At 63.8% G+C, this 22279-nt stretch carries 18 protein-coding genes; 14 read left to right on the top strand and 4 right to left on the bottom strand.

Annotated elements, in window-relative coordinates; translation table 11 throughout:
• Positions 1-192 precede the first annotated feature (192 nt).
• From TZ03_RS07235 to TZ03_RS07265, 7 genes are all read left to right on the top strand, one after another.
• On the top strand, positions 193-1443 hold the full coding sequence (locus TZ03_RS07235) for an AGE family epimerase/isomerase (RefSeq protein ID WP_051096660.1): 1251 nt from the start codon (positions 193-195) through the stop codon (positions 1441-1443).
• Between the two features lie 104 nt (positions 1444-1547).
• Positions 1548-2834, top strand: coding sequence for an ABC transporter substrate-binding protein (locus tag TZ03_RS07240; protein WP_051096661.1), 1287 nt, complete (start codon positions 1548-1550; stop codon positions 2832-2834).
• 160 nt (positions 2835-2994) lie between these two features.
• Positions 2995-3903, top strand: coding sequence for a carbohydrate ABC transporter permease (locus TZ03_RS07245; protein ID WP_051096662.1), 909 nt, complete (start codon positions 2995-2997; stop codon positions 3901-3903).
• Complete coding sequence (locus TZ03_RS07250; RefSeq protein WP_051096663.1) at positions 3896-4753, top strand: carbohydrate ABC transporter permease; 858 nt, start codon at positions 3896-3898, stop codon at positions 4751-4753. Before TZ03_RS07245 ends, TZ03_RS07250 begins: the two co-directional genes overlap by 8 nt.
• A gap of 3 nt (positions 4754-4756) precedes the next feature.
• Positions 4757-5911 carry an ABC transporter ATP-binding protein gene (locus TZ03_RS07255; RefSeq protein ID WP_051096664.1) on the top strand — a complete coding sequence of 385 codons (1155 nt, stop codon included), beginning with the start codon at positions 4757-4759 and terminating at the stop codon, positions 5909-5911.
• Between the two features lie 41 nt (positions 5912-5952).
• Complete coding sequence (locus TZ03_RS07260) at positions 5953-7296, top strand: carbohydrate porin (RefSeq protein WP_051096665.1); 1344 nt, start codon at positions 5953-5955, stop codon at positions 7294-7296.
• A gap of 128 nt (positions 7297-7424) precedes the next feature.
• Positions 7425-8279, top strand: coding sequence for a D-hexose-6-phosphate mutarotase (locus tag TZ03_RS07265; RefSeq protein WP_051096666.1), 855 nt, complete (start codon positions 7425-7427; stop codon positions 8277-8279).
• On the opposite strand, the gene hexR is transcribed toward TZ03_RS07265, so the two are convergent.
• Entirely contained in the window at positions 8272-9135 is an 864-nt protein-coding gene (gene hexR / locus TZ03_RS07270; RefSeq protein WP_169774905.1) for a DNA-binding transcriptional regulator HexR, read from the bottom strand. The genes TZ03_RS07265 and hexR overlap by 8 nt on opposite strands.
• Positions 9136-9346: 211 nt before the next feature.
• On the opposite strand from hexR, the gene zwf reads away from it, so the two are divergent.
• Genes zwf through TZ03_RS07285 form a run of 3 tightly spaced genes read left to right on the top strand, consistent with a single transcriptional unit; the run spans position 9347 to position 12214 of the window.
• The gene (zwf, locus tag TZ03_RS07275) at positions 9347-10816 is read left to right on the top strand and encodes a glucose-6-phosphate dehydrogenase (RefSeq protein ID WP_051096667.1); all 1470 of its coding nucleotides are present in this window, start codon (positions 9347-9349) and stop codon (positions 10814-10816) included.
• Positions 10803-11516: a 6-phosphogluconolactonase gene (gene pgl, locus TZ03_RS07280; protein ID WP_051096668.1), complete on the top strand. Its 714-nt coding sequence runs from the start codon at positions 10803-10805 to the stop codon at positions 11514-11516. The genes zwf and pgl overlap by 14 nt, the downstream gene beginning before the upstream one ends.
• 17 nt (positions 11517-11533) lie before the next feature.
• Entirely contained in the window at positions 11534-12214 is a 681-nt protein-coding gene (locus TZ03_RS07285; protein ID WP_051096669.1) for a bifunctional 4-hydroxy-2-oxoglutarate aldolase/2-dehydro-3-deoxy-phosphogluconate aldolase, read from the top strand.
• A gap of 789 nt (positions 12215-13003) precedes the next feature.
• On the opposite strand, the gene leuA is transcribed toward TZ03_RS07285, so the two are convergent.
• From leuA to xseA, 3 genes are all read right to left on the bottom strand, one after another.
• On the bottom strand, positions 13004-14677 hold the full coding sequence (gene leuA / locus TZ03_RS07290) for a 2-isopropylmalate synthase (RefSeq protein ID WP_051096670.1): 1674 nt from the start codon (positions 14675-14677) through the stop codon (positions 13004-13006).
• Between the two features lie 433 nt (positions 14678-15110).
• Positions 15111-15938, bottom strand: coding sequence for a M23 family metallopeptidase (locus tag TZ03_RS07295; protein ID WP_051096671.1), 828 nt, complete (start codon positions 15936-15938; stop codon positions 15111-15113).
• Positions 15939-15941: 3 nt separating this feature from the next.
• Positions 15942-17321, bottom strand: coding sequence for an exodeoxyribonuclease VII large subunit (xseA, locus tag TZ03_RS07300; protein WP_051096714.1), 1380 nt, complete (start codon positions 17319-17321; stop codon positions 15942-15944).
• Positions 17322-17623: 302 nt separating this feature from the next.
• Here xseA and TZ03_RS07305 point away from each other — a divergent pair, with 302 nt between their 5' ends.
• The 4 genes from TZ03_RS07305 (at position 17624) to guaA (ending at position 22200) form a co-directional block, all read left to right on the top strand.
• Positions 17624-18379 (top strand): sulfite exporter TauE/SafE family protein, encoded by a 756-nt coding sequence (locus TZ03_RS07305; protein ID WP_051096672.1) that lies wholly within the window; start codon positions 17624-17626, stop codon positions 18377-18379.
• A gap of 51 nt (positions 18380-18430) precedes the next feature.
• Positions 18431-18988 (top strand): hypothetical protein, encoded by a 558-nt coding sequence (locus TZ03_RS07310; protein WP_051096673.1) that lies wholly within the window; start codon positions 18431-18433, stop codon positions 18986-18988.
• A gap of 86 nt (positions 18989-19074) precedes the next feature.
• Positions 19075-20544 (top strand): IMP dehydrogenase, encoded by a 1470-nt coding sequence (guaB, locus tag TZ03_RS07315; RefSeq protein WP_051096674.1) that lies wholly within the window; start codon positions 19075-19077, stop codon positions 20542-20544.
• Between the two features lie 78 nt (positions 20545-20622).
• On the top strand, positions 20623-22200 hold the full coding sequence (guaA, locus tag TZ03_RS07320) for a glutamine-hydrolyzing GMP synthase (protein WP_051096675.1): 1578 nt from the start codon (positions 20623-20625) through the stop codon (positions 22198-22200).
• The last annotated feature ends 79 nt before the right edge of the window (positions 22201-22279 follow it).

Consider the following 22279-nt stretch of genomic DNA (forward strand, 5'->3'; position numbering starts at 1 on the left):
AGCCAGCTCCCACAGGTACAGTACATACCTTGAAACTTGTGCGGTCCTTGTGGGAGCTGGCTTGCCGGCGATAGGGCCATTGCAGGCCACCCAAATGTCACTGCCCAGTGACAATCCCACCGTCCTTCGTGACATCCCAGCTAACCCCGCTGGCTAGAATCCGCACACGACTGGCAAGGATCAAGCTGGCCCATGAACACCTCCAACCTGCTTTCCACCAGATGGCTCGACGCCCCGGCCCACTCCGCCTGGCGCCTGGCCGAAGCGCAGCGCCTGCTGGCTTTCGCCAAGGCCTCGAAACTGCCCGACGGCTTTGGCAACCTGGATGCCAAGGGGCAACTCGCCCCCGGCGCCCGCGCCGAAACCATGAACACCGCCCGCATGACCCACTGCTTTGCCCTGGCCCATCTGCAAGGCGTGCCCGGCTACCTGGCCCATGCCGAACACGGCGTGGCCGCCCTGCGCGGGGCGATGCAGGACGCCACCTACGGCGGCTGGTTCGCCCAGCCCGGCGGCCACAGCGAAAGCGGCAAGGCGGCTTACCTGCACGCTTTCGTCGCCCTGGCCGCCAGCTCGGCGGTGCTGGCAGGCATTGCCGATGCCCCCGCCTTGCTGGCGGACGCAACCGAGGTGATCGAAACGCATTTCTGGAGCGAAGAAGAAGGTGCGCTGCGGGAAACCTTCTCCCGCACCTGGCAGCTGCCTGAGCCGTACCGTGGCGCCAACAGCAACATGCACGCGACCGAGGCTTTCCTGGCCCTGGCAGATGTGACCGGCAACAGCCTGTGGCTGCAACGCGCCCTGCGTATCTCCGAACGCATCATCCATGGCCATGCCGCCGCCAACGGCTACCGGGTCATCGAGCATTTCGACGCCTTCTGGCAGCCGTTGCCGCAGTACAACCACGATCACCCGGCCGATCACTTCCGGCCCTATGGCACCACGCCTGGACATGCCCTGGAATGGGCGCGGCTGCTGTTGCACCTGGAGGCCAGCCTGGAACGGGCCGGCCTGCACGCGCCGGGCTGGCTGCCGGGCTGTGCCCGTGCATTGTTCGACGGCGCCTGCCAGCACGCCTGGAACGTCGATGGCGCCCCCGGCTTCGTCTACACCCTGGACTGGGCCGATCGCCCAGTGGTGCACGCGCGCCTGCACTGGGTGCATGCCGAGGCCTGCGCTGGCGCGGCGGCCTTGTTGCAACGCACCGGCGAGGCGCACTACGAGCACTGGTATCGCCGCTGCTGGGGTTTCATCGCCAACCATTTCATCGACCCTGTCGCTGGCAGTTGGCACCACGAACTCGATGCCCACAACCAACCGGCCGGGAGCATCTGGCCGGGCAAGCCCGACCTCTACCACGCCTACCAGGCGCTGCTGTTGCCAGGCTTACCGCTGGCGCCCAGCCTGGCCAGCGGCCTGGCCGGCAATGTAACCAAACGATGACATTCACGCATCGCTTCGTTACCTGACGAGGCGGGCACGCTGTTTAGACTGCATGCAACGCAAGCGACCGACTTGCACGGCATAACAACAAGAAAGGTGCTTCGATGAATTCCACGCTCCGTCTCGCTGCCGCAATTTCCCTCGCCTCACTGTTCCCGCTGGGTGCCCTGGCTGCCGACGCCAAAGGCAGTGTCGAAGTGGTGCACTGGTGGACATCCGGTGGTGAAAAAGCGGCGGTCGATGTGCTCAAGGCCCAGGTCGAAAAAGATGGCTTCACCTGGAAGGACGGCGCCGTCGCCGGCGGCGGTGGTGCCACGGCGATGACCGTGCTCAAGAGCCGAGCAGTGGCAGGCAATCCGCCTGGTGTCGCGCAAATCAAAGGCCCGGACATTCAGGACTGGGCGGCCACCGGCCTGCTCGATGCCGATGTGCTCAAGGATGTGGCCAAGGAAGAAAAATGGGACGCGCTGCTCGACAAGAAGGTCGCCGACACCGTGAAGTACGACGGTGACTATGTTGCCGTGCCGGTGAACATCCACCGCATCAACTGGCTGTGGATCAACCCCGAAGTGTTCAACAAGGCCGGCATCGACAAGGCGCCGGCCACCCTCGACGAGTTCTACGCCGCTGCCGACAAGCTCAAGGCCGCCGGCTTCATCCCGCTCGCCCATGGTGGCCAGCCGTGGCAAGACAGCACCGTGTTCGAAAGCGTGGTGCTGTCGGTAATGGGTGCCGAGGGCTACAAGAAAGCCCTGGTGGATCTGGACAGCAGCGCCCTGACCGGCCCGGACATGGTCAAGGCGCTGACCGAACTGAAAAAGGTCGCCACCTACATGGACCCCGATGGCAAGGGCCAGGACTGGAACCTGGAAGCGGCCAAGGTCATCAATGGCAAGGCCGGCATGCAGGTCATGGGCGACTGGGCCAAGAGCGAATGGACCCTGGCGCAGAAAACCGCCGGCAAGGATTACCAGTGCGTGCCGTTCCCCGGTACCGACAAGGCCTTCCTCTACAACATCGACTCGCTGGTGGTGTTCAAGCAGAACGACGCCGGCACGGCTGCCGGTCAACAGGACATCGCCCGCAAGGTGCTGGGTGAGGACTTCCAGAAGGTCTTCAGCACCAACAAGGGCTCGATCCCGGTGCGCAACGACATGCTCGCCGACATGGGCAAGTACGGTTTCGATGCCTGCGCGCAGACGTCCGCCAAGGACTTCCTCGCCGACGCCAGGAATGGCGGCCTGCAGCCGAGCATGGCGCACAACATGGCCACCACGCTGGCCGTGCAGGGCGCATTCTTCGATGTGGTGACCAACTACATCAACGACCCCAAGGCCGACCCTGCCGATGCGGCGAAGAAGCTGGCGGCGGCGATCAAGGCTGCCCAGTAAAGATCTGATGGCCCTATCGCCGGCAAGCCAGCTCCCACAGGTACCCCACAGTTTTCAAAGGCAGTGAATGCCTTGTGGGAGCTGGCTTGCCGGCGATAGGGCCAGTGCCGACAACACAAAAGGCAGAGCCTCACACTGCCTGGTCTTCGGGTAACACATTATGACCACAACCACCGCCCAATTGCGGGCCTCGCCCCTGGACGCGCTACAGCGCTGGCTGCCCAAGCTGGTACTGGCGCCAAGCATGTTCATCGTCCTGGTGGGCTTCTACGGCTACATCCTCTGGACCTTCGTGCTGTCCTTCACCACCTCGACCTTCCTGCCCACCTACAAATGGGCCGGGCTTGCGCAATACGCCCGCCTGTTCGACAACGACCGCTGGTGGGTGGCAAGCAAGAACCTGCTGGTATTCGGCGGCCTGTTCATCGCCATCAGCCTGGCCATCGGCGTGCTGCTGGCAGTACTGCTGGACCAGCGCATCCGCCGCGAAGGTTTCATCCGTACCATCTACCTGTACCCCATGGCGCTGTCGATGATCGTCACCGGCACTGCCTGGAAGTGGCTGCTCAACCCTGGCATGGGCCTGGACAAGCTGCTGCGCGACTGGGGTTGGGAGGGCTTTCGCCTGGACTGGCTGATCGACCCCGACCGGGTGGTGTACTGCCTGGTGATCGCCGCCGTCTGGCAGGCCTCGGGCTTCATCATGGCGATGTTCCTCGCCGGCCTGCGCGGCGTCGACCAGTCGATCATCCGCGCCGCGCAGATCGACGGTGCCAGCCTGCCGCGCATCTACTGGCGGGTGGTGCTGCCCAGCCTGCGGCCGGTGTTCTTCAGCTCGCTGATGATCCTTTCGCACATCGCCATCAAGAGCTTCGACCTGGTGGCCGCGATGACTGCCGGTGGCCCCGGTTACTCGTCCGACCTGCCGGCGATGTTCATGTACGCGTTCACCTTCAGCCGCGGGCAGATGGGCATGGGCTCGGCCAGCGCCATCCTCATGCTCGGGGCGATCCTGGCGATCCTCGTGCCTTACCTGTACTCGGAGCTGCGGAGCAAACGCCATGCATAGCTCATTACATAGCCCTGCCGAAAAACCGGCACTCAGCCTGAGCCGCATCGCCATCCATGCGCTGCTGTTACTGGCCGTGCTGTTGTACCTGGTGCCGTTGGTGGTGATGCTGCTGACCAGCTTCAAGACCCCGGAAGACATCAGCACCGGCAACCTGCTGAGCTGGCCGGCGGTGATCACCGGCGTCGGTTGGGTCAAGGCCTGGGCCACGGTCAGCGGTTACTTCTGGAACTCGATCATGATCACCGTGCCAGCGGTGCTGATCTCCACCACCATCGGCGCGCTGAATGGCTATGTGCTGTCGATGTGGCGCTTCCGTGGTTCGCAGCTGTTCTTCGGCCTGCTGCTGTTCGGCTGCTTCCTGCCGTTCCAGACCGTGCTGCTGCCGGCCTCGTTCACCCTCGGCAAGCTCGGCCTGGCCAGCACCACCAGCGGCCTGGTGCTGGTGCACGTGGTCTATGGCCTGGCCTTCACCACGCTGTTCTTCCGCAACTTCTACGTGAGCATCCCCGATGCGCTGGTCAAGGCCGCACGCCTGGACGGTGCCGGGTTCTTCACCATCTTCCGCCGCATCATCCTGCCGATGTCCACGCCAATCATCATGGTCTGCCTGATCTGGCAGTTCACCCAGATCTGGAACGACTTCCTGTTCGGCGTGGTGTTTTCCAGCGGCGACTCGCAACCGATCACCGTGGCCCTGAACAACCTGGTCAACACCAGCACCGGGGCCAAGGAATACAACGTCGACATGGCGGCGGCAATGATCGCCGGCCTGCCAACCCTGCTGGTCTATGTGGTGGCAGGCAAATATTTCGTCCGCGGGCTGACTGCCGGCGCGGTAAAGGGGTAAGTCATGGCAACGCTCGAACTTCGCAACGTGAACAAGACCTACGGCAGCGGCCTGCCGGATACCCTCAAGGACATCCAGCTGTCGATCAAGGATGGCGAGTTCCTGATTCTGGTCGGCCCGTCGGGCTGCGGCAAGTCGACCTTGATGAACTGCATCGCCGGCCTGGAGCAGATCAGCGGCGGCGCGATCCTCATCGACGAGCAGGACGTCAGCGGCATGAGCCCCAAGGACCGCGACATCGCCATGGTGTTCCAGTCCTACGCGCTGTACCCGACCATGAGTGTGCGCGAGAACATCGAGTTTGGCCTGAAGATCCGCAAGCTGCCCCAGGCGGCCATCGACGAGGAGGTGGCGCGGGTGGCCAAGCTGCTGCAGATCGAGCACCTGCTGGCGCGCAAGCCGGCGCAGCTATCCGGTGGCCAGCAACAGCGCGTGGCCATGGGCCGGGCACTGGCGCGGCGGCCGAAGATCTACTTGTTCGACGAACCGCTGTCCAACCTCGATGCCAAGCTGCGGGTCGAGATGCGCACCGAAATGAAACTGATGCACCAGCGCCTGAAAACCACCACCGTGTACGTCACCCATGACCAGATCGAGGCCATGACCCTGGGCGACAAGGTGGCGGTGATGAAGGACGGCATCATCCAGCAGTTCGGCACCCCGCAGCAGATCTACAACGACCCGGCCAACCAGTTCGTCGCCAGCTTCATCGGTTCGCCGCCGATGAACTTCATTCCGGTGCGTCTGAAGCAACAGGATGGCCGCTTGCTGGCGCTGCTCGACAGCGGCCAGGCGCGTTGCGAGCTGCCCTTGGGGCTGGCCGCTGACGTGTTTGATGGCCGTGAGGTCATCCTCGGCATCCGCCCTGAACAGATTGCCCTGGGTGCCCCGGAGGGCAATGGCCTGCCGGGTGTTCGCGCCGAGGTGCAGGTAACCGAGCCCACCGGGCCGGACCTGCTGGTGTTCGTCACCCTCAACCAGACCAAGGTTTGCTGCCGCCTGGCGCCGGATGTGGCGTGCCGGGTCGGCGATAGCCTCAGCCTGCAATTCGACCCGGCCCGGGTGCTGCTGTTCGACGCTGCCAGCGGCGAGCGCCTGCACCCGGCCAGCACTGGCGCAGCGGTAAAGGACAACGTGGCTCACTTCAAAGGCCGTTGACTCGTCTACACCATCAATAAGAAAAAAGAGGACGCAAAGGGATGGAACAGAGCAAACGTATCAGGACATTGGGCTCGCTGGCCTTGCTCGCCGTGGTCGGCAGCAGCGGCGCGCAGGCTGCCGAGGCCTTTTCCAGCGAATCGAAATGGATGACTGGCGACTGGGGCGGTGCCCGCACCGAACTGCTGGAAAAAGGCTACGACTTCACCCTCGACTATGTCGGTGAAGTGGCCGGTAACCTGCACGGCGGCTACAACGACGACAAGACTGCGCGCTACAGCGACCAGTTCGCCCTCGGCGCGCACCTGGACCTGCAGAAGATCCTGGGCTGGCACGATGCCGAGTTCAAGCTGGCGATCACCGAGCGCAGCGGCCGCAACCTGTCCAACGACCGCATCAGCGACCCGCGCGCCGGGCAGTTCAGCTCGGTGCAGGAAGTGTGGGGCCGTGGCCAGACCTGGCGCCTGACCCAGATGTGGATCAAGCAGAAGTACTTCGACGGCGCGCTGGACGTGAAATTCGGCCGCTTCGGCGAGGGCGAGGACTTCAACAGCTTCCCCTGCGACTTCCAGAACCTGGCCTTCTGCGGCTCGCAGGTGGGCAACTGGGTAGGCGGCATCTGGTACAACTGGCCGGTCAGCCAGTGGGCGCTGCGGGTCAAGTACAACATCACCCCGGAATTCTTCGTCCAGGTCGGCGCCTTCGAGCAGAACCCGTCCAACCTGGAAACCGGCAACGGCTTCAAGCTCAGTGGCAGTGGCACCAAGGGTGCGATCCTGCCGGTGGAAGCTGTGTGGTCACCCAAGGTCAACGGCCTGCCGGGCGAATACCGCCTGGGTTACTACTACAGCACGGCCAAGGCCGACGATGTGTTCGATGACCTCAACGGCAACCCGCAGGCGCTGACCGGCGAAGCCTTCAAGTCGCACTCCAGCAAGCATGGCTGGTGGGTAGTGGCGCAGCAGCAGGTCACCGCCCATGGCGGCGACGTCAACCGTGGCCTCAGCCTGTTCGCCAACTTCACCGTGCATGACAAGGCCACCAACGTGGTCGACAACTACCAACAACTGGGTCTGGTCTACAAAGGCGCCTTCGACGCCCGGCCCAAGGACGACATCGGCTTTGGCGTGGCACGCATTCATGTGAATGACGACGTGAAGAAACGCGCCGAACTGCTCAACGCCCAGAGCGGCATCGGCGATTACGACAACCCCGGCTTCGTGCCGCTGCAGCGTACCGAGTACAACGCCGAGCTCTACTACGGCTTCCACGTCACCAACTGGCTGACCGTGCGGCCCAACCTGCAATACATCAAGAGCCCCGGCGGGGTGGATGAGGTGGACAACGCGCTGGTCGCAGGGTTGAAGATTCAGTCGTCATTCTGAGGGCTAATGTTGTAAATTTACGCCAATCCATTTTCGGTACTATTTAGATATTCGGCACCCACTGCCCTGCAGTGGGTGTCGGGGATAGGCCGAGACAGCGCTATCTTAAACAACAAGAGCTCTGAACCATGCCCGAACATCCGCTCCATCGCTTCTTCACCTCGCAGCGGCCGCGGCCGACATTCGAGTGGGAGCGTTACCAGCAGCGCGATGTGCTGATCATCAATCACCCCCGTTGCCAGGCGGCATTCAGCCGCCAGGGCGCGCAGTTGCTGCACTTTCAACCGGCGGGTGAGCGGCCCTGGCTGTGGTGCGCCGAGCAGTGGCCGCAGGTGGGCGCGATCCGTGGTGGTGTGCCGGTGTGCTGGCCGTGGTATGGCCGCCACCCCAGCGAAGACTTGTGGCCGGCCCATGGCTGGGCGCGGCTGCTGGACTGGAAGCTGGTGGACAGCCGCGAGGACGAGCAGGGCGTGACCCTGAAGTGGCGGCTGGACCTGTGCGACTGGCAGGTCGACCTGCAGGCCCGGCTGGGCAGCCGCATGGAGCTGAGCCTGAGCACCGAGCATCAGGACAGCGAGCCCTGCCAGCTGAGCCATGCGCTGCTGGCTTACTGGCGGATCAGTGACGTATCCGAGATAGCGCTGTCCGGGCTCGAGGATATCGAAGGCTACGACCGCCTCAACCGCCAGGCCTGCCGTGAAGATGGCGCGCTGAAGCTCAAGGGTGGCTGCCAGAAGGTCTACCCGGGCACGCCGCGGGTGCAACTGCAGGACCCGGCCTGGCAGCGCGAGCTGTGCATCGATACCGGTGACAGCGACGACACCGTGGTCTGGCACCCCGGCAACCGCCCGTTGATGGGCGTGACCGGCCGCGAATGCCAGCGCTTCGTCTGCGTCGAGGCTGCCAGCGGCAGTGGTGAAGGCCTGAGCCTGGCGCCGGGGCAGCGTGCCCACCTGCGCCTGCAGGCGCACCGGCTCAGTTGAGTTCGTCGTCCTCGATCGGGTAGCGGCTGGCGTTGAGGCTTTCCTTGATCTTGCGCAGGTGCGGCTGGAAGTCCACGCCACGGCGCAGGGTCATGCCGGTGGCCAGCACATCGAGCACGGTCAGCTGGATGATCCGCGAGGTCATCGGCATGTAGATGTCGGTATCTTCCGGCAGTGGAATATGCAGGCTCAGGCTGCAGGCGTTGGCCAGCGGCGAGCCGGCGGCGGTCAGGCCCAGCACGGAAGCGCCGTTTTCCCGGGCCAGGCGTGCCACTTCGACCAGTTCGCGGGTACGCCCGGTGTAGGAAATGATCACGAACAGGTCGCCGGTGTGGGCCACCGAGGCCAGCATGCGCTGCATCAGCACGTCGGCGTGGGCCGACACCGCCAGGTTGAAGCGGAAGAACTTGTGCTGGGCGTCGAGGGCCACCGGGGCCGAGGCACCCAGGCCGAAGAAGTGAATCTGCCGGGCCTGGATCATCATGTCCACGGCACGGCTGACCTGCTGCGGGTCAAGCTGCTGGCAGGCGCTGTCGAGCGAGGCGATGGCACTGGCGAAGATCTTCTGGGTGTAGGCTGCCGGATCATCGTCGGCCTCTACCGCGCGGCTGACGTAGGCGGCGCCGCTGGCCAGGCTCTGCGCCAGCTGCAGCTTGAGCTCGGGGTAGCCGCTGACGCCGAACGAGCGGCAGAAGCGGTTGACGGTCGGCTCGCTGACCTTGGCCGCCTGGGCCAGCGCAGCGATGCTGAAACGGGTGGCTTGTTGCGGGTTGAGCAGGATGACTTCGGCGACTTTGCGTTCGGCCTTGTTCAGCTCGTCGAGGCGTCCCTGGATCTGTTCCAGGAGGTTTCGCACGCGGTCCATGGGTGTGTCCTTGGGTCGGGAAGACAGCCGGCTGCCGGAGCAGCAGGCTTTTTGCACGGTCGTCTATCGTACTGTCGGTGCGGGTGACGCACCACTTGTCTGTAACACTTGTCGGTAATGTTGTGGTTTTTACTACATTATCCCTTGAAAACCGTATGTGAAAGCGGTATTCCTAGACCAACTTTAGGAAAGAACCAACATCATGGCTGCGATCAGTGTCGAACCTTGCACCTTTGCCCTGTTTGGCGCCCTCGGCGACCTGGCATTGCGCAAGCTGTTTCCTGCGCTCTACCAGCTCGACCGAGCCAACCTGCTGCACCCAGAAACCCGCCTGCTGGCGCTGGCCCGCGAGGCCGGCAGCGCGCAGGACCACCTGAACAGCATCGAAGCCCACCTGCGCCGGCATGTGCCCGAGGCCGATATCGAGCCCGCCGCGCTGGGCCGCTTCCTCGCCCGGTTGGACTACCAGCACCTGGACTTCCTCCAGCCCGAAGGCTACCAGGCCCTGGCCGAGCAACTGCCGGGCGAGCAGCCGTTGATCGCCTACTTCGCCACGGCGGCGGCGGTGTACGGGGCAATCTGCGAAAACCTCGACAAGGCCGGGCTGGCCCCGCGCACCCGAGTGGTGCTGGAAAAGCCCATCGGCCACGACCTGGAGTCGTCGCGCCGGGTCAACGATGCCGTGGCACGGTTCTTCCCGGAAAGCCGGGTTTATCGTATCGACCACTACCTGGGCAAAGAGACGGTGCAGAACCTGATTGCCCTGCGGTTTGCCAACAGCCTGTTCGAAACCCAGTGGAACCAGAATTCCATCTCCCATGTGGAGATCACCGTCGCTGAAAAGGTCGGTATCGAAGGCCGCTGGGGCTACTTCGACAAGGCCGGGCAACTGCGCGACATGATCCAGAACCACCTGCTGCAGCTGCTGTGCCTGATCGCCATGGACCCGCCCAGCGAACTGTCCGCCGATGCCATCCGCGACGAGAAGGTCAAGGTGCTCAAGGCCCTGGCACCGATCACTGGCGATGGGCTGAGCACCCGTGTGGTGCGCGGCCAGTACATTGCCGGCTACAGCGAAGGCAAGCCGGTGCCCGGCTACCTGGAAGAAGACAACGCCAACGCCCAGAGCGACACCGAAACTTTCGTCGCCCTGCGCGCCGACATTCGCAACTGGCGCTGGTCGGGCGTGCCGTTCTACCTGCGTACCGGCAAGCGTATGCCGCAGAAGCTGTCGCAGATCGTCATCCACTTCAAGGAAACGCCGCACTACATCTTCGCCCCGGAACAGCGTTTGCAGATCGGTAACAAGCTGATCATCCGCCTGCAACCGGACGAAGGCATTTCTTTACGGGTGATGACCAAGGAGCAGGGCCTGGACAAGGGCATGCAACTGCGCAGTGGCCCGTTGCAGCTGAATTTTTCCGACACCTGGCGCAGCGCGCGGATTCCGGATGCCTACGAGCGCTTGCTGCTCGAAGTGATGCGCGGCAACCAGAACCTGTTCGTGCGCAAGGACGAAATCGAGTATGCCTGGAAGTGGTGCGACCAGCTGATCGCCGGCTGGCGAAATGCGGGTGATGCGCCCAAGCCATACGCGGCGGGCTCTTGGGGCCCGATGAGCTCGATTGCACTGATCACGCGCGACGGGAGGGCGTGGTATGGGGATATCTGAACTTAAACTGCCAGAAGCCGTGAAGGTACACGACCTGGCGGATGCCAAAACCCTGGCGGCAACCCTGGCCCATGACGTGGCCGAACGCCTGCGCGCAGCCATTGCCGGCAAAGGCCAGGCCTGCCTGGTGCTGTCCGGTGGCCGCAGCCCGGTGCCGTTCCTGGAAAAACTGGCCAGCGAAAACCTGGACTGGGCCAAGGTCACCGTTAGCCTGGCCGATGAGCGCTGGGTGCCGGTGGAGCACGCCGACAGCAACGCCGGCCTGCTGGCCCGCCACCTGTTCACGGGCTTGGCAGCCAAAGCCCGCTTCGTTGGCCTGTACCAGCAGGCGGAAAGCCTCGATGCCGCTGCCGGCAAGGCCGACCAGGCATTGCTCGCGCTGCCGCCAATCGATGTGCTGGTGCTGGGCATGGGTGACGATGGCCATACCGCCTCGCTGTTCCCTGCCAGCCCCAACCTGGAGGCGGGCCTGGATTTGGCCAGCCAACGCCACTGCCTGCCATTGCTGGCGCCGAGCGTGCCGCACCAGCGCCTGTCGATGACCCGCTCCCTGCTGGCCAGCGCCGCCTTCATCGCGCTGTCCGTGCAAGGCCAGGGCAAACTCGCTACCCTGCGCGCCGCGCTGGCTGGCAAAGACCTTACTGAAATGCCGATTCGCGCTTTTCTTCACGACCCCCTGGACATCTACTGGTGCCCATGAGCCAAGGATCCACTGTCATGACCACCCTCGAACGCCCACAACCCAAGCTCTCGATGGCCGAGAAAGCCGCCCGGGTCGACGCCATCTGCGAAAAGGCGCGCATCCTGCCGGTGATCACCATCGCCCGTGAGGAAGACATCCTGCCTTTGGCCGATGCCCTGGCCGCCGGCGGCATCCGTACCCTGGAAGTGACCCTGCGCTCGCAGCATGGCCTGAAAGCCATCCAGGTATTGCGCGAGCAGCGCCCGGAGCTTTGCGTGGGTGCTGGCACCGTGCTCGACCGCGGCATGTTCGCGGCGGTTGAGGCCGCGGGCGCGCAATTCGTCGTTACCCCGGGCATTACCCAGGACATTCTCGAAGCCGGTGTGGACAGTGAGATCCCGCTACTGCCGGGTATCAGCACGCCGTCCGAGATCATGATGGGCTACGCCCTCGGCTACCGCCGTTTCAAGCTGTTCCCGGCGGAAATCAGCGGCGGTGTAGCGGCGATCAAGGCCTTTGCCGGCCCATTCGGCGATATTCGTTTCTGCCCTACCGGCGGCGTGAACCCGGCCAACGTGCGCAATTACATGGCGTTGCCCAATGTGATGTGCGTGGGCGGCACCTGGATGCTCGACAGCAGCTGGATCAAGAACGGCGACTGGGCGCGGATCGAAGCGTGTAGCGCAGAGGCAATGGCGCTGCTGGAAGCCAACTGAATTTGTTGTGTGCTTTACGGCTTATGGGGCGCTTGGTCGGCGCCCCTTTTTTTTTGCCTCTGATCTGTACATTGCCTGTCCTGGCCCTATCGCCGGCAAGCCAGCTCCCACCTCGACCGCATGGGCCTCAAGCCCTATGCAATACCTGTGGGAGCCGGCTTGCCGGCGATGAGGCCAGTCCAGGCAATACAAGACAGTTGCTCCCACCGACCGCATAGGCCTCAAGCCCTGTGCAATACCTGTGGGAGCTGGCTTGCCGGCGATGAGTCAGTCCAGGCAATACAAGACAGTTGCTCCCACCTCGACCGCATGGGCCTCAAGCCCTGTGCAAGACCTGTGGGAACCGGCTTGCCGGCGATGAGGCCAGTCCAGGCAATACAAGACAGTTGCTCCCACCTCGACCACATGGGCCTCAAGCCCTGTGCAATACCTGTGGGAGCCGGCTTGCCGGCGATGAGGCCAGTCCAGGCAATACAAGACAGTTGCTCCCACCTCGACCACATGGGCCTCAAACCCTGTGCAATACCTGTGGGAGCCGGCTTGCCGGCGATGAGGCCAATCCAGGCAATACAAGACAGTTGCTCCCACCTCGACCACATGGGCCTCAAGCCCTGTGCAATACCTGTGGGAGCTGGCTTGCCGGCGATAGGGCCCGGACGGGCACACAGCAGCTCTTGAATGTTGTAGCGGAGCCCTGTGGGAGCGGGTTTACCCGCGAAAGGGCCGGCACAGGCCAACAAAAAAGCCCGCATCACAGGATGCGGGCTTTCTCGTTCATCGCGGTATGGCTCAGGCCGCCTTGGCTTCCTGCTGGCTCAGCGAGCGGTTCAGGGCGCTGAACAGTGCCTTGAAGCTGGCGGTGGTGATGTTTTCGTCGATACCCACACCGTGCACCGGGCGGCCACCGGCTACGCGCAATTCGATGTAGGCCGCCGCCTTGGCGTTGGTGCCAGCACCAATCGCGTGCTCGTTGTAGTCCATGATCTCCACGGCAATCGGCAGGCCGGCGACCAGCGCTTCCAGCGCGCCGTTACCCTTGCCACGCCAGTGCAGGGTGGTCTCGCCTTCGCCGGCGACTTCCACTTCCACGGCGCTGTGGCCGTTTTCTTCCTGCAGGCGGTGGCTGACCAGTGCATACGGAGCGTTGGCCTGGAGGTATTCCTTGTGCAGCAGGCTGTAGATCTGCTGGGCGGTCATTTCCAGGCCCAGGCGGTCGGTTTCACCCTGCACCACCTGGCTGAACTCGATCTGCATGCGGCGCGGCAGGCTGATGCCGTACTCCTGCTCGAGCAGGTAGGTGATGCCGCCTTTGCCCGACTGGCTGTTGACGCGGATCACCGCCTCGTAGCTGCGGCCGATGTCGGCCGGGTCGATCGGCAAGTACGGCACTTCCCACAGTTCGCCTTCCTGCTGCTTGGCAAAGCCCTTGCGGATAGCGTCCTGGTGCGAGCCGGAGAAGGCGGTGTGCACCAGGTCGCCGACGTACGGGTGACGCGGGTGTACCGGCAGCTGGTTGCACTCTTCGACCACCTTGCGCACGCCGTCGATATCGGAGAAGTCCAGCAGCGGGTCGATGCCCTGGGTGTAGAGGTTCAGCGCCAAGGTCACCAGGTCGACGTTGCCGGTACGCTCGCCGTTGCCGAACAGGCAGCCTTCGGCGCGGTCGGCCCCGGCCATCAGGCCCAACTCGGTGGCGGCGATGCCGGTGCCACGGTCGTTGTGGCAGTGCAGGCTGATGATCACGCTGTCGCGGCGGCTGACGTTGCGGCAGAACCACTCGATCTGGTCGGCGTAGATGTTCGGGGTGGAAACTTCCACGGTGGCCGGCAGGTTGAGAATGACCTTGTGCTCAGGCGTCGGGTTCCACACTTCGATGACCGCGTCGCAGACTTCCTTGGCGAACTCCAGCTCGGTGGCGCTGAAGGTTTCTGGCGAGTACTGGAAGGTCCACTGGGTTTCCGGTTGCTGGGCGGCATATTTGACGAACAGCTTGGCCGCGTTCACCGCGATGTCCTTCACGCCTTGCTTGTCCTGGTTGAAGACGATGCGGCGGAACGACGGGCTGGTAGCGTTGTACAGGTGGACGATGGCCTTCTTCGCCCCGCGCAGCGACTCGAAGGTGCGGGCGATCAGGTCTTCACGGGCTTGGGTGAGCACCTGGATGGTGGTGTCATCCGGGATGTGGCCGTCTTCGATCAGGGTGCGCACGAAGTCGAAATCGGTCTGCGAAGCGGACGGGAACGAGGCTTCGATCTCCTTCACGCCAACCTGCACCAGGGTCTTCCAGAAGCGCAGCTTCTTCTCCGAATCCATCGGCTCGATCAGCGACTGGTTGCCATCACGCAGGTCGGAGCTGCACCAGATCGGCGCGGCGGTGATGGTCTTCGACGGCCAGGTACGGTCAGGCAGGTCGATGGTCGGGAAAGCGCGGTATTTCTTCGAAGGGTCTTTGAGCATGGTCATGGAAGCAATCCTTTTGTGTGCGGCCGAGATCGGGCCTGCCGAGCGATAACGAGATGAAAAGGCGAGGCGACGCGATTCAGCCTGGTAGTCGGGCGCTGACCAGGCAGAGGCTGCGATGTTGTCGGAGCAGGATGAGGGTGCTGAAGGTTTTCATGCCTTCAAACTTAACCAGTGGGGTGGGGGATGGCAAGCGTTCGGGGAAAATTGAGAGAAATGCTTAAAAAAAGCCATTAGGCGAGATTTTATGGCTGGTATTTTTAAGGTTGTTATTGATTGTTGCGCGGTATTTTTCGATGGCGCAACACAATGGAATTGATCTGAGCAGTGCTGGCCTCTTCGCGGGTTCGCCCGCTCCCACAGGTACAGCGTAGCCTTCGGATGCGGCGCAATACCTGTGGGAGCGGGCATGCCCGCGAAGCAGGTGCCGCCGATATCAGGGCTGGAAAGCCCCAATGAAAATCGCCGGGTCCACCCGCGCATCATTGAGGCTGACGTTCCAGTGCATGTGCGGCCCGGTAGCCCGCCCGGTAGAACCTACGCGCCCGACCACCTCGCCGCGGCGCAGCTGCTGCCCGACCTGCACATCGATCTTCGACATATGGCAGAACATGCTGATAAAGCCCTGCCCATGGTCGACGAACACTGTGCGCCCATTGAAGAAGTAATCTCCCACCAGGGTCACCTTGCCGTTGGCCGGGGTCTTGATCGGCGTGCCGGCCGGTACCGCGAAGTCCAGCCCGGCATGCGGGTTGCGCTCTTCGCCATTGAAGAAGCGACGCACGCCGAACTTGCTCGACAGCGGGCCGTTGACCGGCTTGTCGAGGATCAGGTTGCTCGGCAGGGTCGGGCTGAAGCTGCGGTAGGCCTTGATCTGCTCGGCCAGCTCGCGGTCGATGCGCTTGAGGTCGGCTGGGTTCGGGTTGACCTGGCGGGTGTTCTTCAGGGTAATGCGCTGCTCGGGGTACTTTTTGCTGCCGACCGTGAAGGGCAGGGTGCGGCCACCCTGGCTCAGCACCGCGGTGCCGGGCTTCTGGGTCAGCGGGATGCCGACGATGGCCAGCCAGTTGTTCTGCTCCTTCACCACCAGCACCGGCTTGCCGTCGAAGCGGGCGCTGGGCGCGCTGGCGGCAGGGCCGAGGTCGACCACCGCCACGCCGCCAGGTACCGGCTTGTTCAACGTGCGGGTGATGTAGCTGGCCTGGGCGCCGCCGGCCAGTAGCAGGAGGGAGAGGGCAAGCAGGGGCGCGAGCAGGCGGGGCATGTGTCAGTCCAGTAGTGAGAGGGTGACCGGGGTCAGGTGGTTGTCTTCGACTCGTACCAACAGCTCGCCTTCGTTCAGGCGGGCAGTCAGGCGCTGGCCATTGTGGGTCTGTTCGGCGCTGCGGATGGCCTGGCCCTTTTCATCGAGCAGGATGCTGTAGCCGCGGGCGAGGGTGGCCAATGGGCTGACCACCTGCAGTGTCTGCAACTGGGCCTGGAAACGCTGACGGCGATCCTTGAGCACTTCGCGCATGGCCCGTGGCAGGCGTTCGGCCAGGCTATCCAGGCGTTGGCCCAGCAGTTTCAGGGTGCGCCCCGGGTGCTGCGCGGCCAGTCGGGTGTCCAGGCGTGCCAGGCGCTCGTGGCGCTGGTTGAGGTTGAGCATGAACGCGCGGCGCAGGCGCATGTCCAGGTCGTCCAGGCGCTGGGCCTGCTGGCGCAGGCGCTCGCCGGGGTGGCGCAGGCGCCGGGTCAGCGACTCCAGGCGCAGGCGGTCGTGGCTCAGGCGGTTCTGCATGCGCAGCAGCAGGCGCCGCTGCAGGCCATCCAGGCGTTGCTGCAGGCCGCTGTTGTCAGGGGCCAGCAGTTCGGCGGCGGCAGACGGCGTGGGTGCGCGCACGTCGGCGACGAAGTCGCTGATCGACACATCGGTCTCATGGCCTACGGCGCTGACGATCGGTGTGACGCAGGCGGCCACGGCACGCGCCACGGCCTCTTCGTTGAAGCACCACAGGTCTTCCAGCGAGCCGCCACCACGGGCCAGGATCAGCGCATCGAAACCGAGGCTGTCGGCCAGGCGGATGGCGCGCACGATCTGCGCAATGGCTTCACGGCCCTGTACCGCAGTGGGGATCAGGTTCAGTTCCACCTGCGGGGCACGGCGGCCGAACACGCTGATGATGTCGCGGATCACCGCGCCGGTGGGCGAGGTGATGATACCGATGCGTTGCGGGTGGGCCGGCAGTGGCTTCTTGCGTTCGGCGCTGAACAGCCCCTCGGCACCGAGTTTCTCTTTCAATGCCTCGAAGGCCAGACGCAAGGCGCCATCGCCGGCCGGCTCGACGGTGTCGAGAATCAGCTGGTAGTCGCCACGCCCCTCGAACAGCGAAACCTTGCCGCGCACCCGCACTGCCAGGCCATCGCGCAGGGCCTGGCGCACCCGCGTGGCATTCTGCCGGAACAGCGCACAACGCACCTGGGCACCGCTGTCCTTGAGGGTGAAGTACATGTGGCCGGACGCCGGGCGGGCGAGGTTGGAAATCTCACCTTCTACCCAGACGCTACGGAACACGTCTTCCAGCAATACGCGGGCGCGGCCGTTGAGTTGGCTGACGGTAAGGACCTCACGGTCCAGGCCGAGTCGTTCGAAAGGGTCTTTGATCATGGCCGGCATCATAAAGGACATCGGCCCTGGTTGTCTGTCTTGCCCCTGCTGTCAGCCTTGACGCAATTGTGGGAGCAACTGTCTTGTATTGCCTGGACTGGCCTCATCGCCGGCAAGCCGGCTCCCACAGGTACTGCACAGGGCTTGAGGCCTATGCGGTCGAGGTGGGAGCGGCCTCGCGTCGCGATAGGGCTGCGGAGCAGCCCCAGGTTTTCAGCTTCGTCGCATGTGTTGCGGCCCTATCCGTCCCTCGCGATTCTCACTACGATGCACCCTAAAAGGACTATCCAGGCCCCAGCACGATGCTCGCCCAACTGTCGCTTTCCGGCCTTGATTGGCTGCCCATCCTGCTCGGTGTCGGTGTTGCCTACATCGTCTTCGGCATCGCCGGCTTCGGCACCGCGCTGGTAGCCGGCCCGGTGCTGATCCACTTCATGCCACTGTCGCGGATCATTCCGCTGCTGGTGCTGCTCGACTTTGTCGCCGCCTTCGGCAACCTGCTGCCATCGCGCCGCTATGTGGTGCGGGGCGAGTTGTTGCGGCTGCTGCCGTTCATGGCCGTGGGCTGCACGCTGGGCGTGGTGTTCCTGCTGCAGTTGAAGTCCGACGTGTTGCTGCTGTTGATGGGCGTTTTCGTCACCGCCTATGCGCTGTATGGATTGGCGGTGAAGGTGCGGCCGGCGCACTTGTCGGGCTTCTGGGCGATACCGATGGGCACCGCTGGTGGCCTGTTCGGCGCCTTGTTCGGCAGCGGTGGGTTCCTTTATGCCCTTTACCTGAGCGCGCGGCTGGAGGTGAAGGAGCAAGTGCGCGCTACCCAGAGCGCGCTGATCAGTTGCAGCACGGTGGTGCGCTTGTCGCTGTTCCTGATTGCCGGTGTCTATGCCGACCAAAGCCTGCTGTTGCTCGCCGCCTGCCTGCTGCCGGTGATGTTCGTCGGCCTCTGGGTGGGGCGCAGGCTGACCACCCGGCTGTCCCGCGAAGCCTTCGTGCGCCTGGTCACCTGGCTGGTGCTGGCCAGTGGCCTGGCGTTGATCGGCCGCTACCTGAGCGCCTGAGCAGGCGGTAGAATTGCGTCATTACTGCAGTTTTTCAGGCTTTTCCCGTTCATGAACACCCAGAGCATCATCGTTCCCAAGCTGTCTACCGTCCCGGTGCATGAAGCCCGCGCCCGTGCCATCCTGCGCTGGTTGGTGCGCGAGAAGATCGTCGAAGAGCAGCTGACCACCTGTGGTCGCACCGGCAACCGCATGGGCCATGCCCTGGCCGCTGGGGCGCGCAAGGTGGCGCTGCATCCGGAAAAACTGCCCTTCGGCGCGCAGGTCAATGGCCTGGAGGTGATGCTCAAGCGCTGCATCTACACCCCCACCGACGGCTTCCTCGAAGAGGCCGGTTGCCCGGAGTGCCGGCGCGAGGTGGGCGAGCCGCTGTTCGAAAGCCTGGAAGAGTGGATGCCCGGTGTCAGTGACAACTTCACCTGCCCGCTGTGCGGCTTCGAAGATGACATCAATGGCTTCCTTTACCTGCAGCCATGTGCCTTTTCCAACCTCGGGTTCATCTTCAACAACTGGGGCGAGGCCGGGTTCACCCAGGCCTTTCTCGACAGCTTCGCCGACTGGCTCGACCAGCCGGTGGCCGTGGTGCAGGTAAAACTGCCACAAGGCTGACCGAAGGCCCTTATTTTGCATTGAGCGGCGCGCCGTGCATGAGTATAATGGCGCGCTTCCATTTTTCCCGCCCGGGAGCCCCCGCGATGCTGCGTATCAGCCAAGAAGCCCTGACCTTCGACGATATCCTCCTTGTACCTGGCTATTCCGAGGTACTGCCCAATGAAGTCAGTCTCAAGACCCGTTTGACCCGTGGCATCGAGCTGAACATTCCGCTGGTTTCCGCCGCCATGGATACCGTGACCGAAGCGCGCCTGGCCATCGCCATGGCCCAGGAAGGCGGCATCGGCATCATCCACAAGAACATGACCATCGAGCAGCAGGCCGGCGAAGTCCGCAAGGTCAAGAAGTTCGAGGCTGGCGTGGTCAAGGACCCGATCACCATCGACGCCGACGCTACCGTGCGCGACCTGTTCGACCTGACCCGCCTGAACAACATCTCCGGCGTTCCGGTGCTGGCGAACGGCGACCTGGTCGGTATCGTCACCTCCCGTGACGTGCGCTTCGAAAGCCGCCTGGACGCCAAGGTCCGCGACGTGATGACGCCGAAAGAGCGCCTGGTCACCGTCCGCGAAGGCGCCGACAAGAACGAAGTCCGCGAACTGCTGCACAAGCACCGTCTGGAAAAAGTCCTGATCGTCGACGACAAGTTCAACCTCAAGGGCATGATGACCGTCAAGGACATCGAAAAGGCCAAGGCCTACCCGCTGGCCAGCAAGGACGACCAAGGTCGCCTGCGCGTCGGCGCCGCCGTCGGCACCGGCAAGGACACCGGCGAGCGCGTTGCTGCCCTGGTGGCTGCTGGCGTTGACGTGGTTGTAGTCGACACCGCCCACGGTCACTCCAAAGGCGTGATCGACCGCGTGCGCTGGGTGAAGGAAACCTACCCGCAAGTGCAGGTGATCGGCGGCAACATCGCCACCGGCGCGGCTGCCAAGGCCTTGGCCGAAGCGGGCGCCGACGCCGTCAAGGTCGGTATCGGCCCAGGCTCGATCTGCACCACCCGTATCGTTGCCGGTGTCGGCGTGCCGCAAATCAGCGCCATTGCCAACGTTGCAGCAGCACTGGAAGGCACTGGCGTGCCACTGATCGCCGATGGCGGCATCCGCTTCTCCGGTGACCTGTCCAAGGCCATCGTTGCCGGTGCTTCCTGCGTGATGATGGGTTCGATGTTCGCCGGTACCGAAGAAGCCCCGGGTGAGGTCGAGCTGTTCCAGGGTCGTTCCTACAAGGCCTACCGCGGCATGGGCTCGCTGGGTGCGATGGCACAGGCACAAGGCTCGTCGGACCGTTACTTCCAGGACTCCTCGGCCGGCGCCGAGAAGCTGGTACCGGAAGGCATCGAAGGTCGCGTTCCTTACAAGGGCGCCCTGGCCGCGATCATCCACCAGCTGATGGGCGGCCTGCGTTCGTCCATGGGCTACACCGGCAGCGCAACCATCGAAGAGATGCGCACCAAGCCGGAATTCGTGCGCATCACCGGTGCCGGCATGGCCGAGTCCCACGTGCATGACGTGCAAATCACCAAAGAAGCCCCTAACTACCGCGTAGGCTGAGGCTTCCAGCAATATAAGCATGCGGGGCTGTCACGACAGCCCCGCGTCGTTTCCGATTTCCACTGACGAGATTGAGTCATGGCCCTCGACATTCACGCTCACCGCATCCTGATCCTCGATTTCGGTTCCCAGTACACCCAGCTGATCGCCCGCCGCGTGCGCGAAATCGGCGTGTACTGCGAACTGCACCCGTTCGACATGGACGATGAAGCGATCCGCGAATTCAACCCGCGCGGCATCATCCTCGCCGGCGGCCCCGAGTCGGTCCACGAAGCCAACAGCCCACGCGCGCCGCAGGCCGTGTTCGACCTGAACGTGCCGGTGCTGGGTATCTGCTACGGCATGCAGACCATGGCCGAGCAGATGGGTGGCAAGGTCGAAGGTTCCGACCTGCGTGAGTTCGGTTATGCCCGTGTCGACGTGGTCGGCAAGAGCCGCCTGCTCGACGGTATCGAAGACCACGTCGACGACGATGGCGTACTGGGCCTGGACGTGTGGATGAGCCACGGCGACAAGGTTACCCAGATGCCGAGCGACTTCCACGTGCTGGCCAGCACCCCAAGCTGCCCGATCGCCGGCATGTTCGACGACGCGCGCGGCTACTACGGCGTGCAGTTCCACCCGGAAGTGACCCACACCAAGCAGGGCGGTCGCATCCTGTCCCGCTTCGTTCAGGACATTTGCGGCTGTGAAGCCCTGTGGACCCCGTCCAACATCGTCGAAGACGCCATCGCCCAGGTGCGTGAGCAAGTTGGCTCGGCCAACGTCCTGCTGGGCCTGTCCGGCGGTGTCGACAGCTCTGTCGTTGCTGCGCTGCTGCACCGCGCCATCGGCGACCAGCTGACCTGCGTGTTCGTCGACAACGGCCTGCTGCGCCTGCACGAAGGCGACCAGGTGATGGCCATGTTCAAGGAGAACATGGGCGTCAAGGTAATCCGCGCCGACGCTGAAAAGCAGTTCCTCGACAACCTGGAAGGCGAAGCCGACCCGGAGAAGAAGCGCAAGATCATCGGCCGCACCTTCATCGACGTGTTCGATGCCGAAGCCAGCAAGCTGGAAAACATCCAGTTCCTCGCCCAGGGCACCATCTACCCGGACGTGATCGAGTCGGCTGGCGCCAAGAGCGGCAAGGCCCACGTGATCAAGTCGCACCACAACGTCGGTGGCCTGCCGGAGGAAATGAATCTCAAGCTGGTCGAGCCGCTGCGTGAGCTGTTCAAGGACGAAGTGCGCAAGATCGGCCTGGAGCTGGGCCTGCCGTACGACATGGTCTACCGCCACCCGTTCCCGGGCCCGGGCCTGGGCGTACGCATCCTCGGTGAAGTGAAGAAGGAATACGCCGACATCCTGCGTCGTGCCGACCACATCTTCATCGAAGAACTGCGCAAGGCCGACTGGTACCACAAGACCAGCCAGGCGTTCGTGGTGTTCCAGCCGGTCAAGTCGGTCGGTGTCGTTGGCGATGGCCGTCGCTACGCCTGGGTCGTTGCCCTGCGTGCCGTCGAGACCGTGGACTTCATGACCGCGCGTTGGGCGCACCTGCCGTACGAGCTGCTGGAAACCGTCAGCGGCCGTATCATCAACGAAATCGACGGTATTTCGCGCGTGACCTATGACGTGTCGAGCAAGCCGCCGGCCACTATCGAGTGGGAATGATCGGGCAGCCGGCCTAAGCTGGCACCGACAGGCATGCATACACCAAAAAGCTCGCAGCATTGCGGGCTTTTTGGTTCTT

The organism is Pseudomonas sp. 10-1B (genome assembly GCF_000935045.1).
GTDB lineage: Bacteria > Pseudomonadota > Gammaproteobacteria > Pseudomonadales > Pseudomonadaceae > Aquipseudomonas.

What these genes read in the sequence shown, in the direction of transcription:
- TZ03_RS07235 (WP_051096660.1), top strand. Translation starts at nt 193, where the DNA reads ATGAACACCTCCAACCTGCTTTCCACCAGATGGCTCGACGCCCCGGCC.
- TZ03_RS07240 (WP_051096661.1), top strand. Translation starts at nt 1,548, where the DNA reads ATGAATTCCACGCTCCGTCTCGCTGCCGCAATTTCCCTCGCCTCACTG.
- TZ03_RS07245 (WP_051096662.1), top strand. Translation starts at nt 2,995, where the DNA reads ATGACCACAACCACCGCCCAATTGCGGGCCTCGCCCCTGGACGCGCTA.
- TZ03_RS07250 (WP_051096663.1), top strand. Translation starts at nt 3,896, where the DNA reads ATGCATAGCTCATTACATAGCCCTGCCGAAAAACCGGCACTCAGCCTG.
- TZ03_RS07255 (WP_051096664.1), top strand. Translation starts at nt 4,757, where the DNA reads ATGGCAACGCTCGAACTTCGCAACGTGAACAAGACCTACGGCAGCGGC.
- TZ03_RS07260 (WP_051096665.1), top strand. Translation starts at nt 5,953, where the DNA reads ATGGAACAGAGCAAACGTATCAGGACATTGGGCTCGCTGGCCTTGCTC.
- TZ03_RS07265 (WP_051096666.1), top strand. Translation starts at nt 7,425, where the DNA reads ATGCCCGAACATCCGCTCCATCGCTTCTTCACCTCGCAGCGGCCGCGG.
- zwf (WP_051096667.1), top strand. Translation starts at nt 9,347, where the DNA reads ATGGCTGCGATCAGTGTCGAACCTTGCACCTTTGCCCTGTTTGGCGCC.
- pgl (WP_051096668.1), top strand. Translation starts at nt 10,803, where the DNA reads ATGGGGATATCTGAACTTAAACTGCCAGAAGCCGTGAAGGTACACGAC.
- TZ03_RS07285 (WP_051096669.1), top strand. Translation starts at nt 11,534, where the DNA reads ATGACCACCCTCGAACGCCCACAACCCAAGCTCTCGATGGCCGAGAAA.
- leuA (WP_051096670.1), bottom strand. Translation starts at nt 14,677, where the DNA reads ATGACCATGCTCAAAGACCCTTCGAAGAAATACCGCGCTTTCCCGACC.
- TZ03_RS07295 (WP_051096671.1), bottom strand. Translation starts at nt 15,938, where the DNA reads ATGCCCCGCCTGCTCGCGCCCCTGCTTGCCCTCTCCCTCCTGCTACTG.
- xseA (WP_051096714.1), bottom strand. Translation starts at nt 17,321, where the DNA reads ATGATCAAAGACCCTTTCGAACGACTCGGCCTGGACCGTGAGGTCCTT.
- TZ03_RS07305 (WP_051096672.1), top strand. Translation starts at nt 17,624, where the DNA reads ATGCTCGCCCAACTGTCGCTTTCCGGCCTTGATTGGCTGCCCATCCTG.
- TZ03_RS07310 (WP_051096673.1), top strand. Translation starts at nt 18,431, where the DNA reads ATGAACACCCAGAGCATCATCGTTCCCAAGCTGTCTACCGTCCCGGTG.
- guaB (WP_051096674.1), top strand. Translation starts at nt 19,075, where the DNA reads ATGCTGCGTATCAGCCAAGAAGCCCTGACCTTCGACGATATCCTCCTT.
- guaA (WP_051096675.1), top strand. Translation starts at nt 20,623, where the DNA reads ATGGCCCTCGACATTCACGCTCACCGCATCCTGATCCTCGATTTCGGT.